Source organism: Nonomuraea sp. LPB2021202275-12-8 (assembly GCF_037044575.1).
GTDB lineage: Bacteria > Actinomycetota > Actinomycetes > Streptosporangiales > Streptosporangiaceae > Nonomuraea.
Genome location: NZ_JBAHWD010000017.1, coordinates 145,335 through 163,370 on the forward strand (window position 1 = coordinate 145,335; position 18,036 = coordinate 163,370).

The 18,036-nt window shown below is 68.8% G+C and carries 19 protein-coding genes and 1 pseudogene; 13 read left to right on the forward strand and 7 right to left on the reverse strand.

The window, feature by feature from the left end; translation table 11 throughout:
• Positions 1 to 2 precede the first annotated feature (2 nt).
• Positions 3 to 620 (forward strand): hypothetical protein, encoded by a 618-nt coding sequence (locus tag V5E28_RS28325; protein ID WP_336211030.1) that lies wholly within the window; start codon positions 3 to 5, stop codon positions 618 to 620.
• Between the two features lie 33 nt (positions 621 to 653).
• Here V5E28_RS28325 and V5E28_RS28330 read toward each other — a convergent pair whose 3' ends face one another.
• Together V5E28_RS28330 and V5E28_RS28335 are read right to left on the reverse strand one after the other, a co-directional pair.
• Positions 654 to 905: a hypothetical protein gene (locus tag V5E28_RS28330; RefSeq protein WP_336211032.1), complete on the reverse strand. Its 252-nt coding sequence runs from the start codon at positions 903 to 905 to the stop codon at positions 654 to 656.
• On the reverse strand, positions 902 to 1,357 hold the full coding sequence (locus V5E28_RS28335) for a MerR family transcriptional regulator (protein ID WP_336211034.1): 456 nt from the start codon (positions 1,355 to 1,357) through the stop codon (positions 902 to 904). Before V5E28_RS28335 ends, V5E28_RS28330 begins: the two co-directional genes overlap by 4 nt.
• Positions 1,358 to 1,425: 68 nt before the next feature.
• On the opposite strand from V5E28_RS28335, the gene V5E28_RS28340 reads away from it, so the two are divergent.
• The 6 genes and pseudogenes from V5E28_RS28340 to V5E28_RS49645 form a co-directional block, all read left to right on the forward strand.
• The gene (locus V5E28_RS28340) at positions 1,426 to 1,848 is read left to right on the forward strand and encodes a VOC family protein (protein ID WP_336211036.1); all 423 of its coding nucleotides are present in this window, start codon (positions 1,426 to 1,428) and stop codon (positions 1,846 to 1,848) included.
• 163 nt (positions 1,849 to 2,011) lie between these two features.
• Positions 2,012 to 2,890 (forward strand): DUF4429 domain-containing protein, encoded by an 879-nt coding sequence (locus V5E28_RS28345; RefSeq protein WP_336211038.1) that lies wholly within the window; start codon positions 2,012 to 2,014, stop codon positions 2,888 to 2,890.
• Positions 2,891 to 3,776: 886 nt separating this feature from the next.
• The gene (locus V5E28_RS28350) at positions 3,777 to 5,591 is read left to right on the forward strand and encodes a hypothetical protein (RefSeq protein ID WP_336211041.1); all 1,815 of its coding nucleotides are present in this window, start codon (positions 3,777 to 3,779) and stop codon (positions 5,589 to 5,591) included.
• Between the two features lie 137 nt (positions 5,592 to 5,728).
• On the forward strand, positions 5,729 to 6,154 hold the full coding sequence (locus tag V5E28_RS28355; protein ID WP_336211043.1) for a hypothetical protein: 426 nt from the start codon (positions 5,729 to 5,731) through the stop codon (positions 6,152 to 6,154).
• Positions 6,155 to 6,156: 2 nt separating this feature from the next.
• Positions 6,157 to 6,459: a hypothetical protein gene (locus tag V5E28_RS28360; protein WP_336211047.1), complete on the forward strand. Its 303-nt coding sequence runs from the start codon at positions 6,157 to 6,159 to the stop codon at positions 6,457 to 6,459.
• A 108-nt stretch (positions 6,460 to 6,567) separates the two neighbouring features.
• A pseudogene (locus tag V5E28_RS49645) lies at positions 6,568 to 6,729 on the forward strand (hypothetical protein); the annotation flags it as partial.
• 116 nt (positions 6,730 to 6,845) lie between these two features.
• Here V5E28_RS49645 and V5E28_RS28365 read toward each other — a convergent pair.
• The 3 genes from V5E28_RS28365 to V5E28_RS28375 are packed head-to-tail and all read right to left on the reverse strand — an operon-like array spanning position 6,846 to position 9,863.
• Positions 6,846 to 8,351, reverse strand: coding sequence for a tripartite tricarboxylate transporter permease (locus V5E28_RS28365; RefSeq protein ID WP_336211049.1), 1,506 nt, complete (start codon positions 8,349 to 8,351; stop codon positions 6,846 to 6,848).
• 20 nt (positions 8,352 to 8,371) lie between these two features.
• The gene (locus V5E28_RS28370) at positions 8,372 to 8,833 is read right to left on the reverse strand and encodes a tripartite tricarboxylate transporter TctB family protein (protein ID WP_336211052.1); all 462 of its coding nucleotides are present in this window, start codon (positions 8,831 to 8,833) and stop codon (positions 8,372 to 8,374) included.
• A 1-nt stretch (position 8,834) separates the two neighbouring features.
• The gene (locus tag V5E28_RS28375; protein WP_336211054.1) at positions 8,835 to 9,863 is read right to left on the reverse strand and encodes a tripartite tricarboxylate transporter substrate-binding protein; all 1,029 of its coding nucleotides are present in this window, start codon (positions 9,861 to 9,863) and stop codon (positions 8,835 to 8,837) included.
• A gap of 147 nt (positions 9,864 to 10,010) precedes the next feature.
• On the opposite strand from V5E28_RS28375, the gene V5E28_RS28380 reads away from it, so the two are divergent.
• Positions 10,011 to 10,694 (forward strand): response regulator transcription factor, encoded by a 684-nt coding sequence (locus V5E28_RS28380; RefSeq protein WP_336211057.1) that lies wholly within the window; start codon positions 10,011 to 10,013, stop codon positions 10,692 to 10,694.
• Between the two features lie 6 nt (positions 10,695 to 10,700).
• Positions 10,701 to 12,170: a sensor histidine kinase gene (locus tag V5E28_RS28385; protein WP_336211059.1), complete on the forward strand. Its 1,470-nt coding sequence runs from the start codon at positions 10,701 to 10,703 to the stop codon at positions 12,168 to 12,170.
• A 10-nt stretch (positions 12,171 to 12,180) separates the two neighbouring features.
• On the opposite strand, the gene V5E28_RS28390 is transcribed toward V5E28_RS28385, so the two are convergent.
• Entirely contained in the window at positions 12,181 to 13,140 is a 960-nt protein-coding gene (locus V5E28_RS28390; protein ID WP_336211061.1) for a TAXI family TRAP transporter solute-binding subunit, read from the reverse strand.
• A 115-nt stretch (positions 13,141 to 13,255) separates the two neighbouring features.
• Here V5E28_RS28390 and V5E28_RS28395 point away from each other — a divergent pair, with 115 nt between their 5' ends.
• Entirely contained in the window at positions 13,256 to 13,795 is a 540-nt protein-coding gene (locus V5E28_RS28395) for a hypothetical protein (RefSeq protein WP_336211063.1), read from the forward strand.
• A gap of 145 nt (positions 13,796 to 13,940) precedes the next feature.
• Here the strand turns inward: V5E28_RS28395 and V5E28_RS28400 are convergent, their stop codons facing one another.
• Positions 13,941 to 14,666 (reverse strand): hypothetical protein, encoded by a 726-nt coding sequence (locus V5E28_RS28400; RefSeq protein ID WP_336211065.1) that lies wholly within the window; start codon positions 14,664 to 14,666, stop codon positions 13,941 to 13,943.
• Positions 14,667 to 15,079: 413 nt separating this feature from the next.
• Here V5E28_RS28400 and V5E28_RS28405 point away from each other — a divergent pair, with 413 nt between their 5' ends.
• Genes V5E28_RS28405 through V5E28_RS28415 form a run of 3 tightly spaced genes read left to right on the forward strand, consistent with a single transcriptional unit; the run spans position 15,080 to position 17,947 of the window.
• The gene (locus tag V5E28_RS28405) at positions 15,080 to 16,201 is read left to right on the forward strand and encodes a sensor histidine kinase (RefSeq protein WP_336211068.1); all 1,122 of its coding nucleotides are present in this window, start codon (positions 15,080 to 15,082) and stop codon (positions 16,199 to 16,201) included.
• Positions 16,194 to 17,291, forward strand: a complete 1,098-nt coding sequence (locus tag V5E28_RS28410; protein ID WP_336211071.1) for a hypothetical protein — start codon at positions 16,194 to 16,196, stop codon at positions 17,289 to 17,291. The genes V5E28_RS28405 and V5E28_RS28410 overlap by 8 nt, the downstream gene beginning before the upstream one ends.
• A complete protein-coding gene (locus V5E28_RS28415) occupies positions 17,273 to 17,947 on the forward strand; it encodes a response regulator transcription factor (RefSeq protein ID WP_336211074.1) in 675 nt (224 codons plus the stop codon). The genes V5E28_RS28410 and V5E28_RS28415 overlap by 19 nt, the downstream gene beginning before the upstream one ends.
• Positions 17,948 to 18,036: the final 89 nt, after the last annotated feature.

The following is an 18,036-nucleotide window of genomic DNA, read 5'->3' on the forward strand; positions in this document are numbered from 1 at the left end:
CGATGGACGTACTGAAGTCGATGTGGGAGACCATTCCGCCGGCCACGCCAGAGGATCTCGCCGGAGCCCGGCAGAGGCTCCTCGACGGGATGCACCCCCGGCGGCGGATCGTCACCGTGCCCCGGCTGCTGGTCGCGGCCGGGGTCGCGGCGGCGGCCGTCCTCACACCGCTGGTCATCGGCACCGGGCCTCCCGCGTATGCGGTGACCGAGAGCCCCGACGGGGCGCTCACGGTGACCGTCAACGAGCTGCGCGACCCCGCCGGGCTGGAGGCCGAGCTGGGCGCGGTCGGCATCAAGGCCGACGTGACGTTCCTGGCACCGGGTACGCGATGCGCGGATTCCCGGTTCGCCGGCGCGGACGCGGCCTACGGCGGGCCGCCCCCCTCCGGGCCGGACGGGCTGCGTGCGCTCGTGAACGGGGCGCGTTCGTTCAAGGCCACCAGGGTCGTCTCCGTCCGGGAGTTCCGGATCGACCCGCGGTACATCGAGCCGGACGAGACGCTCGTGCTGGAGTTCCGCGACAACCGGAACGCACAGGTGCCCTGGCGGCTCGGCGCCTGGCTGGCCCAGGCAGGCGCACCCGTGCAGCCGTGTACACGCGTCGCCGACTCCAACTGAGGGCATGTCTGTCGCCCAGGGCGGCGAAGTCCGTCAACCGCTGCCTTCGGGTGCCCAGTTCCGCACGGCCGGGGCGTAATCGGCGGGCTTGTCCCCGACCTTGACGCCAGGACTGACCAGCCACCCCTGATAGACGGGCGTGAACATCTGGCAGACCGACGGGGGCGGCACGGAGCTTGCCTCGTCGAGCTGGGCGCGCACGCCGGCAGGCAGTTCGAAGTCGAGCGCGGCCACGTTGGCGTCGAGCTGGTCCGTGCTGCTCGCCCCGATGATCGCCCGGCTCACGCTCGCGAGGCTGGGAATCCGGGGAACGCAGGTCGATCCAGATCAGCCTGTTCTCCGAGGGGGAGCGTGGATTCCACGGCGGTGTTCAGGTGGGGGCAGTCCGCCAGCCGGGGGTGACCACAGCCGGCCGCGTGGCGCAGGTTGTCGCGCATCAGGGTCAGGCGGGCGAGCGCGGCGTCGAGTTCGTCGGCCTTGGCGGCCAGGCGAGCGCGAAGGTCCGCGTCGGCCGGGGTGGCCTGCAGCAGTCCGGCGATCTCGTCCAGACCGAAGCCCGTCTGGCGCGCGAGCACGATCAGGGCGAGCTGCCTGAGCACGGAGGGTTCGTAGACCCGGCGCAGGCCGTGTCGCCCGGCAGGGCGGATCAGGCCCCTGTCCTCGTAGTAGCGCAACGTCGAGGTGGTGAGGCCGCTGTCGCGCGCGACCTGACCGATGTCCAGCAGCGCCCCGTCCATATCGGTCCTTCCTCGTCCGCCCTGCCCGGGCTTGACTTCAAGCCGACTTGAAGTTGCAGCCTAGCCGTATGACAGCGACCAGCGACACCACCGTCGCCACCCTGGGACTCAACCACGTCAACCTCGTCGTCGCCGACGTCGAGCGGTCGGTGCGCTTCTACCAGCAGGCGCTCGGCATGACTCTCGACAACCGCACCAACGAGATCACCTTCATGACCACCCCCGGCGTCTCCGACCTGCTGGCCTTGCAGCAGGCAGGCGGCGACCTGGACCGCGCCAGCGGCAAGCGACGCAGCCCCGGTGATTCGGGCGGCATCGACCACATCGGCTTCGACGTGGCCGACGCGGCGACCTTGAGCAACCTGGTCACCGCAGTGCGCGCTGCCGGGGGAGACCTGCTGATGATGCTGACCGACAGTGACGGGCACCCCATCGCTTTCGTCAGCGACCCCGACGGCTACGTCCTGCAACTCAGCGCCCTGGCCAGTTGATCCGACAGCCCGGAACGTCGCGAAAGGCTGACGCCGCCCGGATGCCCGGGTGGCGTCAGCCAATCCCCGCTGTTCGGGGGCAGCAGCCCTCGGTCACGGGCGGCACGATCGAGACCCGCCTGCCCCTCACCTCACGCCGGTCACCGCTTCTAAACTCGGCGGTATGGACGAGTTGCGGGGAAAAGCAGCGTCATGGCACTTCGACGATGAGAATGTAGTAATTCAATATAATTCCAGGTGGCGTACCCATGCGCTGCTGAAAGTGCTCGCCCGTTGCGAGATCCCCGTGCCTGCCATCGCGGCGGTGGATTTCACCTCCGCCGGGAAGAAGGGCTGGCAGTTGCAGTTGCGGCTGCGTGAGCGGGCCGACCCCTACGCCGCCGTCGGGGCGCTGCTCGCCCAGAAGGGGCAACCGTTCCTGCTCAGCGGCGGGCCTGACACCGAACTCCTCGCCGAATACCACGCCGACCAGCTCAGACTCGCGGTCGACGCCGCGCAGCGGAGCGACACCCTGCGCCCCGCGGAGGAGTTCGCCCTCGGGCTCGTCCCGCCCGTACCGCTGCACATCCAGACGTCGGAGGGCACGGCCATGTTCGACGGCGAGACGATCCGGCTGGAGTGGTCCGACGACGCGAGCTCCCGCAAGACCAAGAAACGCCGGGTGGCGTACGCACTGAAGGACATCGAGCGGGTCGACTGGGTCCCCGAGGGGCCGTCGACCGAGGGATACCTGCGGGTCGTGACCTGGGAGGCGGACGCCGACGCCAAATCCGCCAAACCGAGCAAGGACCTCGCCTGCCTGCTCACCGAGGACAGCGCCAAGCAGGACGCCTGGACGCTGGTGATGGCCGCGACCGTGACCGCGCACCTGTGGGCGAAGACGGACCGGCCGGCCGAGCGGGCGCAGCTCACCGCCACCCCGGACACCGGCCCCCAGATCGTCTACGACCGCATCCGCGAGCTCGGACGCCTGCACAAGGAGGGCCTGCTCACCGACGAGGAATTCGCGTCGAAGAAGGCGGAGCTGCTCGACCGCCTGTAAGCAGTGGCGACGTCCGCGCAGCATGGTGCATGAGAGGATCTTCAAAGGTCCTGTTTTTTGCAGGTCAACGGTAAGGTCCTGCCGACATTACGCCCGGATCTATTGCTATGCCTATTTAGGATCACCCACCAACACCGGAACGTGAGTCCGATTGTTTATAGGGAGGCGCAGGGCGTTTACCGGGATTGGCCGATGTGCTTGACTCCTGCCTGGTAACCCACCCTCGGGGAGGGGGCTATGGGGAGTTCGTTGGGTTCGGCTCCGGGGTGGACCGGTCACCGAGGCGTGACAGCCACGTACTGGTCCTCGACGTTCGTCGAGGACGCGCAGCGGGATCTTGGGTGGCACGAACAGATCGTCCCGAACTCGGGAAATGGCCTGTGGCGGGTGCTTCGCTTTCGGCGGCGAAACGGGAGGCCTCTAACGTGCGCATATGCCAACAGCGTGCTACCCGGGAAGAATATGGGGAACGATCAGGCTCTGAGACCTTTTCTTTCCGGAGAGCGAACCCCGAGAGGGTTTTTCCCGTACATCCTGGCGACGGCGCATCACCCAAGCCAGGAATGACCATGCCAATGCGTTATGAGCCCTCGTCGAGGCGTACGGGGATCGGAAACGAGCCGGCTGTTCGCGCACCGCGCCGTGCTGGAGATTCCCCATGAGTCACCCAGTGCCCGACTCCCTTCCCACCCCTCCGCCGCGGAGCAAGACCGACCAGGTTCCCGGGAATTCCGCCCAGCCGACCCCCACCCCGTTACCTACGCCGGACCGTCCCCCTGACCAGGCCACACCGCCGCCGGCAGAGACAGGCGACCTGGACACAGCAAAGCCATCCCTGACCCCCAAACCGCCCAACTGGGACTACTCCGGCATCACGCCCTCGGAAATGGACCGCTTCGAGCGCGACCTCGGCAGGGTCGAAACCACGCTCGGCTCCCACGAGCCCCGCATCCGCCAGGCCCTGAGCCGGCTTCAGATCGACCCCTCCGCCCTGACAGCTCTTCGCGAGATGGGCAACTGGATCGGCTCCAAACGCCCGGAGCTGCGCCGACGCAACGAGACCATCCAGTCGCTGACCACGACCTGGGGTGCCGACGCGCCCGATATGGTCCCCTTCGACGAAGGCCTCTACAACCGCGCCTCCAGCAACACGGACGTCTACGCCGCCGCGGCCCGGCTGGCCGAAACCGCGAAAACCGGCAAGATCGACGAGAAGACCGTCGCCGAGCTGGAAAAGCACATCGGTGATCCCGCCTTCGCCACGATGCTCATGCACGCGCTGGGCGCCACGACGTTCCGGAACGTCATGGCCAAGACGGTGAGGGGCGACAAGACGCTCAGTCGTCTCCAGGTGGCGCTCAGCAAAGCCCTCGGCACGGCCAGCCTTCGGATGGACGCCAGTTGGCGCAAGGAGTTCGTCTCCGGCCTCAGACCACAGGACCACCAGGCGCTCGCGAAAGCAATAGGACACGGCTCGTTCGACTCGGCATTCCTCCTTCAGGTCGCCAGGGCCATCGACGCCCACGACCGCAAACTCCCGGCTCAAGGCGGAACGGTCCTCCGCGACTTCCACCAGGACCCGATCGTGGACATGATGAAGGCGCTGGGTCGCAATCCCGCCGCCGCCCAGGACTTCTTCGCCAAAGACTCCACAGCGCTCAAACGATTCCTGACCGAACGTCCCACGATGAACGGCAAGGCGGCGGTGGGCGATGCTGTGCAGGCGGCCACCACAGTCTTCAGGGACCACAACGGCACAGAGGAGAATCCGTCCCGCGGTTTCATCTCCGCCAAACTGGCCTCGGATTTCGTCCAGTTGCAGCGCGAGCGGATCCGCCAGGGCGGCGAATCCGCCGTCCCAGCCGGCACGACCGCGCTCATTCTCGCTGTCTACATGCCTGATGTCGCCCGCGCCGCGGGACGGTCGGGGCTCAGCGATGCCAAGGTGCACAGCTCCGGTCCGCCGAACGAACCCTGGCCCGCGCAATTCCGCACCGAGGACTTACGCGAGGTCATGAAGGAGGCGTTCAACGAGGATCCCAAGACCGTCTCGACGCTGATGACAGCCCAGACCGTGTGGTCGAAGATGCTGCTCGACCACAATGCCGCAAACGGCGACTCCGAGCGCTTCATCGCTGCCTCAAAAGAGGTCGGGGCAGGGTTCGGCTTGATCACTGATGCGACTGGGCTCGCTCAAATAGCCAAGGGCCAGGCATTGGATGAGGCCCAGGAGCGCAAGATGAAGGAGATCATGGCGGTGGTCAACACCGGGCTGGCCATCCCGCAGAAGGCCGGTTGGCCCTTCACGGCTGACGTCGTGGGCGCCTGGACCAGCCTGATCGAGGACAGCGCCAAGACCGAGGTCAACAAGAACAACGCCGTATACGAAGCCAACATGACGAAGGCCCGGTCAGAGTTTCTGGCGACCCAACTCGTGGCCCAGGCCATGTTCAACCACGGGCTCTTCGGTGCGGACGCTCGTCGCCCCTTGAGCTTCCTCAAGCCCGACGGGACCCTGATGACACTGGGTGAAATGACACCGAAGAACGCCCTCCAGCATCCCCACTTCGACGCCTACGAGGAGTGGGTGACCGACAACCATGAAGGCACGATATGGAAGGAAACGAAAGAAGAGCTGGTCGGGGCCTACAACCGCGCCTTCGGCCAGTACCCAGGTGGCGTGAACAGCGAGGAAGAATGAGAACTGTCAGCGTTTTCGGCGTGGTTCTGATTCTGGCTATCGGTTGCACTACTACCCAGAAGGCTCCAGTCGACAGGACACCGCTACCGACGGTTGCCGCGCCACCCTACGTTTGCGACTACATTCCACTTCGTGCTGTGGAGTTGATGACGGGGGTACGCGCGCCGATCGCCAGCGGTGACTTCAACCTGAGCTTCGGCGATGGGATCGGAGTGGGTGGATGTGCCGTTTACCAGCGGACGGGTGAGCAGAAGAAACTGCTCGACATCGACCTGACGCCCAGGGGTGGAGAGGACTGGGTCAAAGCCCAGCTCGAAGCCGGCGACAAACCCTTGCCCGAGATCGTCCCCGGCGGAATCGGGTTCTACACGCAAGGCGGAACGGTGGATACAGACAGGACGATGGCCGGAGCGGTGCTGGTAAGAGGGAAGGCCCAGCTGTTCATCGGGATGTCGAGGGGCGTCGATGGTCGGGACAACGCGGCCGATGTGATCGCGTTGATGAAGTTGATAGCACCCAAGCTGATCACTGACGCCACCGCTCCGCGGAAGAAGAAGGGCTGACCATGGCGACGATGGTGGCCAATCCGCTGCACGAGGCTCTGCGCAACGCGATGCGGGTGGTCGGCCCGATGGTCGAGGAGATCGACAGGGACATCGAGACGCCCTTCCGGCAGTTCCAGAGCGGAACCGTTTGGACCGGGCCGACGGCGAAACTGTTCGGGGACCAGCTTGCCCAGTTCCGGTCGCGGGTGCGGGCGTCGGGGGAGGGAATCCTCGGTGAGTTGCGGGCGGTGCTGGGCCGTACACCCGCCGAGGTGACCGAGGAGGAGGCGGTGACGATCAAAAGGAGATACGGGTTGCCCTAGGTGCGTGTTCGAGATCGATGCATGGGCCCGTGCTGCCGCAGGGCGGGGTTTGACCATGGTTCGAGCTGTCAGATACGTTGATCCGCTGCCTATCGGGAGGCCGCGAAAATGTCTGATGCGCATGATGACGACAAGCTGTCCGCAGTGCTGGTCCACGGTCTACGTCCGGCGAAGGTGACCATCGTCGACCACGATCCCGCCTGGCCGGCGCACTTCGAACGGCGAGCCGCCGAGTTGCGGGCGATCCTCGGCGAGCGTGCGCGGTTGATCGAACATATCGGCTCCACCGCGGTGCCCGGCCTCGCCGCGAAACCCATCGTCGACATCGACGAGCCCGCCGACCGCTTGCCGCCGTGGCAACTGTCTCGAACCCGCGCGAAGAGTTCCTACTCCTCCTCGGTGAACACGGTCTCGCGCCGCTTGCGGATCGCCGGGAGGACGGCGAGGACGAGCGCCGCCACGGCCACGGCCAGGAGCACCGCGGAGATCGGCCGGGTCAGGAAGACCGAGGCGTCGCCGCGGGAGATGATGAGCGCCCGCCGCAGGTTCTCCTCGAGCAAGGGCCCGAGAACGAAGCCGAGCAGCAGTGGCGCCGGCTCGCAGCCGCACTTGATCAGGATGTAGCCCAGGATCCCGAAGAGCACGATCGCGTAGACGTCGTAGGCGTTGAACTCCAGGGAGAACGTGCCGATCGCGGCGAACAGGATGATCATCGGGAACAGCACCTGGTACGGGATGCGAAGCATGCGCACCCATAAGCCGATCAGCGGCAGGTTCAGCAGCACGAGCAGCACGTTGCCGATCCACATCGACGCGATCAGGCCCCAGAACAGCGCCGGTTCGTCGGTGATGACGTTCGGGCCGGGGGTTATGCCGTGCACGATGAACGCGCCGACCATCAGTGCCATGACCGGGTGGGCGGGCAGACCCAGGGTGAGCAGCGGGATGAACGACGTCTGTGCGGCGGCGTTGTTCGCCGACTCGGGGCCGGCGACTCCCTCGATCGCGCCGCGCCCGAACTCGTGCTGCCGCTTCGAGATCCGCTTCTCGACGGCGTACGAGGTGAACGAGGCCAGCACGTGGCCACCGCCTGGCAGGACGCCGAGCGCCGCGCCGAGACCGGTGCCCCGCAGGATCGGGCCGATCATCCGGCGCCGGTCCTCGCGGGTCGGCCAGAGGTTCGTCACCCTGGTGATGATCGCCGTGCGGGTCTGCTCGTTCTCCAGGTTGCGCAGGATCTCGGCCACGCCGAACATGCCGACGGCGACCGACACGAAGTCGATGCCGCCGTACAGCTCGCGCTGCTCGAACACGAACCGGGGCGTGCCGGTGTAGATGTCCTGGCCGACCGTGCCGAGCAGGACGCCGAGCGCGATCATCGCCAGCGCCTTGAGCGTCGAGCCACGCGCCAGCGCGATCGACACGATCAGGCCGAGCAGCACCAGCGAGAAGTATTCGGCCGGGCCGAACTTCAACGCGACGCGGGCCAGCGGTGGGGCCGCGACGGCCAGCGCGACGGTGGCCACCGTACCGGCGATGAAGGACCCGATCGCGGCGGCGGCCAGCGCCGCGCCGGCCCGGCCCTGCCGGGCCATCTCGTGCCCGTCCAGCGCGGTGACCGCCGCAGACGACTCACCGGGCAGGTTGATCAGGATGGCGGTCGTCGAGCCGCCGTACTGTGCGCCGTAATAGATGCCGGCCAGCATGATCAGCGCCGTCACCGGCTCGAAGCTGAACGTGATCGGCAGCAGCATCGCCACCGTCGCCGTCGGCCCGATGCCGGGCAGCACGCCGACCGCCGTCCCGAGCAGCACTCCCACGAAGCAGTAGAGGACGTTCTGGATCAGGAGGGCGGTCGAGAAGCCCAGCGCGAGGTTGTCGAGAAGTTCCATGCCTCAATCCGGATGCCGCGTCAGAACCCCAGCCATGGGCCCCATAGCGGGATCCGTAGCTGAAGACCGACGACGAAGATGAGCGTGCTGGCCACGGTCAGCCCGGCGGCCACGGCCACGGCCATGAGCGGGCGTACGCGCGAGCTGGCCAGGGCGGTCAGCAGGGCGGTCACCGCAGACGTCGGAACGAATCCGAGGCCCCGGACGGTGAATCCGAAGAACAGGAGCGCGAGCACGATGAGGCCGACAGCACGCCAGGGGATCGGCCCGAACGAGACCACCTCGCCGGCGATGAGTCCCTTGATGACGATCGCCAGGCCCAGGGCGGCCACGGTCGCGCCGACCAGCAGCGGGAAGGAGCCGGGGCCCATCCGCAGCGGGGTGCCCAGCTCGTAGCCGAGCGACCCCACCACGAATGCGCCACCGATCAGGACGAAGAGTCCCCCCGCGAGGACGTCCGGGAAGGACCGGCGGCGCTCCACCTCAGGAGGCCTTGATCCCGGCGTCGGCGATGACCTTCGCCCAGGTGCCGATCTGCTCTTCGAGCTTGGCCCGGTGCGCCTGCGGGGTCGCGTCCTCGGCCGGGACCGGCGCGGTGCCGAGCTTGGCCATCTGGTCGATGACCTTCTGGTCGGCCAGTGCCGTCTTCAGTGCCTCGGACAGCTTCTGGACGACGTCCTGCGGCGTGCCCTTCGGGACGTAGAGGCCGTGCCACACGCTGACCTGGAGCTTGGGCAGCCCGGCCTCGGTCGTGGTGGGCAGGTCGGGCAGGCTCTTCACCCGCTCCGGCGTGGTGACCGCGTACGCCTTCACCTCGCCCGCGGAGATCTGGCCGCTGGTGTTGGTCGTCTGGTCGCACATGAAGTCGACCTGGCCGCCGACGAGGTCCGTCAGCGCGGGCCCGGTGCCCTCGTACGGGACCTCCTGGAGCTTGACCCCGGCGGCCGTCTGGAACAGCAGGCCGCACAGGTGGGACGCGGCGCCGATGCCGGCGTTGGCCAGGGTGACCTTGTCGGCGTTGGCCTTCACGTAGGTCACGAGGTCCTGGAGTGTCTTGGGCGCGAAGTCCTTGCGGGCGACGATCGTCATCGGCACCTCGGTGACGAGCCCGACCATCTCGAAGTTCTCGAGCGGCTTGTAGCCCAGGTTCTGGTACAGGGCGGGCGCCGTCGACATGCCGATGTGGTGCATGAGCACGTTGTAGCCGTCGGGCTCGGCCCGCGAGACCTCGCCGGCGCCGACCGTGCCGCCCGCGCCCTCGACGTTCTGGACGACGATCTTGCCGCCCAGCTTGGCGGCCATCGGCTCGGCGATCATGCGGGTGACGGTGTCCGTCGGGCCGCCCGCGCTGAACGGCACGACGAACGTGATGTTCTGGTCCGGGTAGCCTCCGCTGCTGGCGCCTCCAGTGGCGGGGGTGCCTCCGCTGCCGGAACAGGCGGCGACGAGCGAAACGACGCCGATCGCGGTGATCACCCGCGTGGCAGCCAGGTACCTGCTTGTCGTTCTCATATCGCGGCCTCCTCGTCAGCGCATGCGCATTTTGTCGGTGAGTGCGCGGCCTCAGTCTCGGCCAGCAGGGGCGCGGATAGTGTCAGAGGAATCCCAAGAACTGAAGGGCTAACACGAGCGGCGATCCGGGCCGTACAATCCGCCGGTATGCGGATCACCATCATCGAGGATGACGACCGCGTGGCGCGGGCTCTGGTGACCGTCCTGGCCCAGGCGGGCTTCGAGGTCCACCGCATCGCCACCGCCGCGGAGGCCGTGCGTGCCGCTCCATCCGATGTGGTCCTCGTCGACCTGGGTCTGCCCGACGGCGACGGACTCGACGTGATCCGCAAACTGCGTGACCGCCCGGAGACCGCCGTCATCGCCGTGACAGCACGATCGGAGGAGCACGAGCGGGTCCGTGGCCTGCGCGCCGGCGCCGACGACTACATCGTCAAGCCGTTCGGCATCCCGGAGCTGCTGGCCCGGATCGACGCCGTCCTGCGGCGCACCCGGGTGGCTCGTGCCCTGAGCCACCCGGACGAGCCGCTCGTCCTCGGCCCGATGCGGATCGGCGTCGGCACCCGCGAGGTCATCGTCGACGGCACGGCCGTGACGCTGACCCGCAAGGAGTTCGAGCTGCTCCTGCTGCTGGCCCGGCGGGCGCCGAACGTGGTGAGCCGCGACGTCATCCTCGACCAAATCTGGGGCGCGACCTGGGAGTCCTCGAGTCGCACCCTGGACACCCACATCGCGGCGTTACGGCACAAGATCGGGCCGGCCGTGCTCATCCGCACGATCCACGGGGTCGGCTATCGGCTCCTGGCCGACCAGCCGGAGCTGATCGGCTGACGCGCCGTGCACCGCCGCCTGCTCGTCGTCCTGGTGCCCCTCGCGGTGCTGCTCGTCGCGGCGCTCGGGGTGCCGCTCAGCGTCACCGTGGCCGAGCGGGAGATGCAGGAGACCTACGTCGACCGGCTCAACGACGTCGGCCGGTTCGCGCCGCTGGCCGAGACCGCGCTGTCGACCGGGCGGACCGAGGCGCTCCACCAGGAGCTGGCGCACTACTACGAGCTGTACGGCATCCCGGTGGCGGTGATCGACGCGTCGGGCACGGTGCTGCTCGGACCAGCGGGCGCCTACCAGGAGGCGGCGCGGGCCGAGCCGGCGTTGCCCCGGGTCGTGACCGCGGCGCTGGCCGGGGCGAGGTCCGAACCGTCCGGGGAGTGGGCGCCTTGGGACGACTCCGCACTCGTGGTCGCGGAGCCGGTGGGCCGGGACAGCGAGGTCGTCGGCGCCGTCGTGACGATTTCCGACCTGTCGAAGACACGCCATCGCATCCTCGTGCGATGGGCCCAGCTCGCCGGGCTCGGGCTGCTGCCGTTGATCGCGCTGGTGGCCGTCGCCTGGCCGGTATCGGCGTGGGTGCTCCGGCCGGTGCGGGAGCTGGACGCGGCGAGCTCGCGGATCTCACAGGGCGACCTCACGATCCGGGCGGACGCCGAGGCCGGCCCGGTCGAGCTGCGGCGGCTGGCGGAGTCGTTCAACACCATGATGGACGCGGTCGAGAACGCCGTGCAGCGGCAGCGGGCGTTCGTGTCCGACGCGTCGCATCAGCTGCGCAATCCGCTGACCAGCCTCCGGCTCGCCGTGGAGAGTCTCGAACCGCATCTGGGCGCGGCCGGCGACGGGCGGCAGGTGTACGACATCGCCGTCGACGAGCTGAAGGCGATGCAGCGGATGCTGAACTCGCTGCAGGCCAGCGCCCGGATGGAGAGCATGCGGACGGCGTCGCCGGTGGATCTCGACGCGGTGCTGGCGACCCGGGTGGACCGGTGGCGGGCGCTGACGGCGACGGCGGGGCAGACACTGGCGGTCGACGTGCTGCCGGGGCTGCGGTTGCTGGAGCCGCCGGGCGGGCTGGGCAGCATCCTGGACGAGCTGATCAGCAACGCGTTACGGCTGTCGGACGCGCAGAGGGTGGAGGTGACCGCCCGAGTCGTCCCCGGAGGCGCGGGCGACGCCTCGGCGGCCGGAGGCGTGGTCACGATCGCTGTCCGTGACGACGGCCAGGGGATCGACGTGTCCGAGCGGGCCCAGGCACTGCGGCGGTTCTGGCGGTCGCCGCGGCACCAGAACGTGACCGGGACCGGCCTGGGACTGGCGATCTGCGCCGACCTGGTGGGGGCGGCCGGGGGCGAGCTGCGGCTGGAGGAGGGCCTGCCGCGTCCGGACGGATCCGGGCACGGATTCGCCGCGGTGGTCGCGTTGCCGGTCGCTCCCGGGGTGGCGTCGTCGTCCGACGCCCCGGCTCCGTCGCCGGTCTGAGGTCCCGGCGTCAGTGCTTGCGGTCGCGGAACCAGGCAGCCGCGCCCGGATGGAGCGGGATCGAGGCGGTGGAGATCCCGGTGCGCACGTTGATCTGCCAGGCCTCGGGAACGGCTTCGGCGTCGTCGCGGCCGGCTGAGGTGATCGTGCCGGTTTGCGTGAAGATCGTGTCGGTGATGGCGTGGACCAGGTCATCGGGCAGGTCGTTGCGCACGAGAAGCACGTTCGGCACAGCGACGGTGCGGGTGGCCGGGACGCCGGCGTAGGCGGTCGTGGGGATCATGGCCGGCGTGTAGGGACCTGGAAACGCCGTGAAGAGCGCGTCCGCCTGCGCGTCCAGCGGGATCAGCCGGATCGGGTGCCGCTGCGCCAGCTCCGTGATGGCGGGTGTCGGGACGCCGGTCAGGGAGAACATCGCGTCGATCTCGCCGTCACGCAGTGCCGCCGCCGATTCGGCCTGGCTGAGGTACCGGCCGTCGGTGTTCACCAGGCCGAGCTTCAGAACCCGCAGCGAGGTGAACTCCGTGCCCGAGTCGTGCGCACCGAGGGATATGCGCCTGCCCTTGAGATCCCGGAACTCCTCGATCGCCGAACCGGCCATGACCACGAGGTGCAGGTGACTGTCGTAGAGCCGGCATATCGCCGAGAGCCCCTCGGGCGCGCTGCCGTCGGCCGTGATCAGCGCGTCCAGGCTCGTCAGCCCGAGATGCACCTCGCCGGCCCGCAGCATCCGGATGTTGTCGGTGGACGCCCCGCTCGGCACGGTGTTCACCGTGGCACCCGGCACCTGCTCGGAGATGTGTTCGGCCAGCGCTCCGCCGATGCGCCGGTACACCGCCCCCGCCGGCCCGGTGGCCAGTCGCAGGTGAACCTTGTCGACCTCGGGCTGCCGGGCGCAACCGACGAGCAGCCCACCGGCGGCCAGGAGCACCGCGCGCCGGCTGAGCCGCAGCTCCTGGTTCAGCGCCATGCCGAGATGATACGGACGCCGGCCGCCTGCTGCTTGTGCAGCTCGCCACCATAAAACCCGGCTAGGCCACGATGAGGGCCGGAGTCCATGTGGTGAAATATGCCGGATGGAGCGGATGAGACAGTTGGTAGGCGAGATGCTCATCTACTGTTTCGTCGTGGTCCTGGCCTCAGGCGGCTTCCTTACCTTCTTCTATACGCCCGGCGGACAGATGGTGCCGTACGACGGCGGCTACGAGCCGCTACGAGGTGTGCCGATGAGCGCCGCGTACGACTCCATCCTGAAGCTCAGCTTCGACGTGCGCGGCGGGCTCTTCATGCGGCAACTACACCACGAATCCTCAGTCCTGCTGGTGGTCGGAACAGTCGTCTGGGCTCTGTTCGGCCGGTTCCGGTACGTGCTCGCGCTGCTCGGCCTGGGCCTGAGCCTGCTTGGCGCGCTCGCCGGCTACGGATCCGCCGACGATCTACTGTCCGGCACCTTCCTGGGCAAGATCCCCATTCTCCTGTGGTACGGCCTGCACCTCCTGGCGGCGCCGGCCCTGGCCATCGCGCTGGTGACCTCCTCCCGCAGGGAAGCCGCCCAGCAGGCCAGAACCCCGGCCTTCACGGCACTGGCCCTCGGCCTCACCGCGCTGGTGATCTTCTGGCTGTGACCTGCCACCGACCCGAGATGCAGGATCCGCCCGGCGTCGGCATCCCGTTCGAGGGCTTCGGCTGGTGCCGAAAGAGGAGTACGCACAGGTTGTGGACGCCTACGGCTTCGACATAACGCGGTGGCCCGGCAAGCGAGGGTGCGGGTCAATCTGCCCAGCGTTGGGGCGCGGGGATGCCCAGGAGTGACACCTGGTCAAGCAATCGTTCTGACGCCTTGGCGGCTCGTGGGCGCGCGGGGGCGTGGCGTACGAGCCAGGCAGTCAGTTCGACGCGCAGGTCTTCCTCGTCGAGCTGCGTGTGCCAAGGAAATGCGTCCCCCAGCAAGTTACGTTCCCAGCGGGTCACGGCTTCGGCCAGGCGCTGGTCGGCCACGGGGCCGGTTGTCGTCTCCCAGGCGGCGAGCCAGGGGGTGAGCGTGCCTGAGGCGTCGACACACAGCGCGAGCACTTCGTAAGCAGGCACGGCGGCGTCGGATGCGGTGAGGCTGTGCTCCCACCACGCGTCCAGAAACGTGCGGAGCGCAGCAGCTTGTTCGGCGGGCCACTGTTGCCAGTTGCCGCGAGCCAGCGTGTAGCCCACGTCCTCCAGGCCGCCGCACGGTTCCACGTACCCGTTGACCAGGTCGTAGGCGAGCTGGGGCAGGATACGGCGCAGCACGGAGGCGTGGTCGTTCCAGTCGGGGGCCTGCCAGGTGCGCCGCAGCAGGTCGAGGCTCAGCCAGGTGTTCGGCGTCTTCAGCAGGGCGAGTTCTTCGGCGCTGCCCCAGTGGCACTCGCAGTTGTGCTCGTCGGGGTGGGCGGTCATCCCGCGAAAGGTGGCGGCCAGTTCGGTCAGCGCGACCGGCAGGCGCGGCTGGGCGACAATCGGCATGGGCATCCGCCTCGAAACTCCGGCAGCCGACGCCAGCCGAAGATCACTACCTTACCGGCCCAAGGCACCATCGTCATGGAGGAATCCGGCCGGGTCGGCGGTGGCCACCACCAGCCGGGTGAGTCCGACCGGGCGCCGGCCAGCGGGTTGCGCTTGACCTGAGCGATGGTCGGTGACGAAGGCGTACTGGGCGGTGATCGCTTCGAGGGCCCTTTCCGAGTATGTGCTCCTCGGCGGCTGGAGTTCAGCGGGGCGGCGGCGGTGTTGGGATGATTCGCTGACAGGCAGAGGATCTTTGCGAGATAGGGTGCGGGAGCGCGGGCGTGTCAGGTGAAAGTCCTGCGTCGCGATTGCGGGTCCGTCAATCGTTGGGCTTCGTCCGAACCAGAGATCGGCGGGAGCGAGGTGGCGAGGTGACGCAGGCGGCGGGGCTGCTGGTCCACTTCGGACGCCGGTACGCGGCCGTCGTGCGACTGGTGACGCTGGTTCCGATCTGCGTGATCGCGTTGTTCCGCTCAGCTCCCGAGAATCTGGTGCCCACTGTCGTCGTCGTCGCCGTCGCGGCGGTCTGGACCTGCGGCTACGCGTGGTGGCTCGGCTGGGGCCGGGGGAACGTCCCGGTCGTGCTCGACGTCCTCGTCATGCTGGCGCTGTCCGCGGGCGTCTTGTGGACAGGCGCGGTCGAGGACACCAACACCGGCTGGCTGCGCCTGCTGATCCTGTTCATGTGCGTCACCTGCCAGTGGCATACGCCGGTGCTGGTGGGCGCCGCCGCGGCACTGGCGGCTGCGGGCGGGCTGGTGATCGCCGTCGCCGTCGCCGGGGTGGGCGAGGATGTCGGCTTGATCCGAGGGCTGCTGTGGACGCCGGCGGCGGCCGCGCTCTCCCGGGTGGCGTGGACACTCGTGCGGCGGGCCGCCCACCGGGCCGATCTGGCGGCCGCCGAGGCCGCGCGGGCGCGCGGCGAATCGCTCGTGGCCGCTGCCGTTCGCGGCGCGGAACGCGAGTTCGCGAACTCCCTGCACGACACGGCGGCGACGACCCTGCTGATGGTCGGCATCGGACAGGTGCGCTCCGACGCCGGCTGGCTGGCGGCTCAGGCCCGCCGGGATCTCGACAGACTCGGCTCGGGCGACAGCCCGGCCCACGCGCACGCCGACGTCGTGGCCCTGTTACGCGCCGGCCTCGACGGGGTGCCGCTGACCGTGGAGTTCGACGCTCCGGAGGAGTTGCGCCTGCCGTACGACGTCGCGCGCGCGATCGCCGATGTGGCCGGAGAGGCGCTCACCAACGTGCGCCGCCACGCGGATACGACCCGGGCGGCCATACGGCTGTCTGGCGACTCGCGAGCGCTGCGGCTCGACATCGCCGACCAGGGGAGAGGCTTCTCCCCGGCGGAGGTGCCGGCCACCAGGTACGGCTTGCGCGAGTCCGTACATGGCAGGATGACCCGCATCGGTGGCGCGGCCACGATCACCTCCACTCCCGGCGAGGGCACCCTGGTACGGCTGGAATGGCGCGCCGGTGATGGCTGACATGGTCGGGGCCGCGTTACGGCACGGCCTGCGGATCGCGACGCTGCTCGCCGCCTTGGCCATCGTGTTCGGGCTCGGCATGGCGAACCTGCTGCGCCACCTGGACAGCTATGAGACCGCGCTCGCACAGTTCGCCGCCATGGCGGCCCTCGGGGCCGTACTCGTGGGTGAGGTGGCCCTGCTCGTCCGGGGACGATCGTGGCACCGGTTCCGCCGGCTCGCCATCACCGTCGTCCTGGGTGCCTCGGCTCTGTCATACGCGGCCCTGCCGGACGGACGCACCTCGACCACGGTCGACTGGGTGTTCGGCGCCGCCAACTGGGTGGGCGTCGTCGTCCTGCTCGATCGGCCGCTGCGTGCCTGCGTGGCGTTCCTGCTGGCCCACGAGCTCACTGCCTTGCTGCACCTGCTCATGTTCGACGACCCCACCCAGCGCGCGCTGGCTCGGTTCGCCACCGGTTCGGTGAGCGTGGTGGGCTTTCCGCTGTGTGTGGCGGTGATGGTGGCGATCCTGCGCCACCTCGGCGAGGTGGCGGCGGCCGCGCACGTGGAGATCGAGCGGGTACGGGCTTCCGAGGCCGCCTCGGCCGAGGCGCACCGGCGCAGGCTGCAGCGGTACGACGAGCTGTCGGTCGCCACGATTCCGCTGCTGGAAGGGCTCGCCGACGGATCGCTCGACCCCGAGGACCCGCAGGTACAGCGGCGCTGCGCGATCGAGGCGGCCCGGATGCGGCGGCTGTTCGCCGAGGCGGACTCCGTCGCCGACCCCTTGCTGCACGAGCTGCGTCACTGCGCCGACGTGGCCGATCGCAAGGGTGTCGCGGTGGAACTGGACGCCCGGGGCCGATGGCCGGTGCCGCCCGTGGCCGTACGGCGTGATCTGACCGAGGCGGTTTTGACCGTGCTGGCCACGGCCGCCTCGCGCGCCCGGGTCACCGTCGTGGGCGGCGAGGACCTGGTGTCAGTCAGCGTCGTCGCCGACTGCGACGAAGTGACAGCATCGAACCCGGTCTCAGCCGGTGTTCAGGTAGACGCGTTGCGCCACGACGGCATGGTCTGGATGGAGGCCCGATGGCAGCCGACGAGTTGATCACTGCCGTGATCGTCGACGATCACGCGGCCATCGCCGCAGGAGTCGGCGTCTGGTGTGCCCACGCCGTACCGCCCATCCATCTCATCGATGCCGAAGACCGGCTCGCCGGCATCTGGACCGGACCGGGCGCCACCGCCGATGTCGTGATCTTCGACCTGGAGCTGGTGCCCGGCCTGCCGAACTTCGGGGAACTGCGCAGGCTGGTCGACAGCGGCAGGCGCGTGATCGTGTACTCACAGCACACAGAGGACGCCATCGCCATCAAGTGCGTCGATCTCGGCGCGCTCGCCTACCTGACCAAGAGGGAGGGGCCGGATCATCTGGTCCCGGCCATCCGAGCCGCCGCGCGGGGTGAGCCGTACACCGCGCCGGCGCTGTCCGGGGCGTTCATCGCCGACACCGCCCCCGGCCGGCCGCGGTTGTCGCAGCGGGAGGCCGAGGTGCTGCGGGCGTGGTTCGTCTCCTCCTCGAAGGAGCTCGTCGCGGCCAAGCTCAACATCGGCGTCAAGACCGTCGACACCTACATCACGCGTGTACGGGTGAAGTACGCCAACGTGGGGCGGGCTGCCCGTACCAAGAGCGAACTCGTCGGCCGTGCCCTCGACGACGGACTCATCACGCTCGCCGAGCTCAACCAGGAGACCTCGTTGTAGGGCATTCGCCGGACATCGCTATGCCCGATGCGTCCCTAATGTTGATCAGCAGCGGATACCCGCTGTATGGGGGAGCGGGTATCCCCTCT

Excerpts from the sequence above, each read along its gene's own strand:
- V5E28_RS28325 (WP_336211030.1), top strand. The coding sequence starts at position 3 with ATGGACGTACTGAAGTCGATGTGGGAGACCATTCCGCCGGCCACGCCA.
- V5E28_RS28335 (WP_336211034.1), bottom strand. The coding sequence starts at position 1,357 with ATGGACGGGGCGCTGCTGGACATCGGTCAGGTCGCGCGCGACAGCGGC.
- V5E28_RS28340 (WP_336211036.1), top strand. The coding sequence starts at position 1,426 with ATGACAGCGACCAGCGACACCACCGTCGCCACCCTGGGACTCAACCAC.
- V5E28_RS28345 (WP_336211038.1), top strand. The coding sequence starts at position 2,012 with ATGGACGAGTTGCGGGGAAAAGCAGCGTCATGGCACTTCGACGATGAG.
- V5E28_RS28350 (WP_336211041.1), top strand. The coding sequence starts at position 3,777 with ATGGACCGCTTCGAGCGCGACCTCGGCAGGGTCGAAACCACGCTCGGC.
- V5E28_RS28360 (WP_336211047.1), top strand. The coding sequence starts at position 6,157 with ATGGCGACGATGGTGGCCAATCCGCTGCACGAGGCTCTGCGCAACGCG.
- V5E28_RS28365 (WP_336211049.1), bottom strand. The coding sequence starts at position 8,351 with ATGGAACTTCTCGACAACCTCGCGCTGGGCTTCTCGACCGCCCTCCTG.
- V5E28_RS28375 (WP_336211054.1), bottom strand. The coding sequence starts at position 9,863 with ATGAGAACGACAAGCAGGTACCTGGCTGCCACGCGGGTGATCACCGCG.
- V5E28_RS28380 (WP_336211057.1), top strand. The coding sequence starts at position 10,011 with ATGCGGATCACCATCATCGAGGATGACGACCGCGTGGCGCGGGCTCTG.
- V5E28_RS28390 (WP_336211061.1), bottom strand. The coding sequence starts at position 13,140 with ATGGCGCTGAACCAGGAGCTGCGGCTCAGCCGGCGCGCGGTGCTCCTG.
- V5E28_RS28395 (WP_336211063.1), top strand. The coding sequence starts at position 13,256 with ATGAGACAGTTGGTAGGCGAGATGCTCATCTACTGTTTCGTCGTGGTC.
- V5E28_RS28400 (WP_336211065.1), bottom strand. The coding sequence starts at position 14,666 with ATGCCGATTGTCGCCCAGCCGCGCCTGCCGGTCGCGCTGACCGAACTG.
- V5E28_RS28410 (WP_336211071.1), top strand. The coding sequence starts at position 16,194 with ATGGCTGACATGGTCGGGGCCGCGTTACGGCACGGCCTGCGGATCGCG.
- V5E28_RS28415 (WP_336211074.1), top strand. The coding sequence starts at position 17,273 with ATGGCAGCCGACGAGTTGATCACTGCCGTGATCGTCGACGATCACGCG.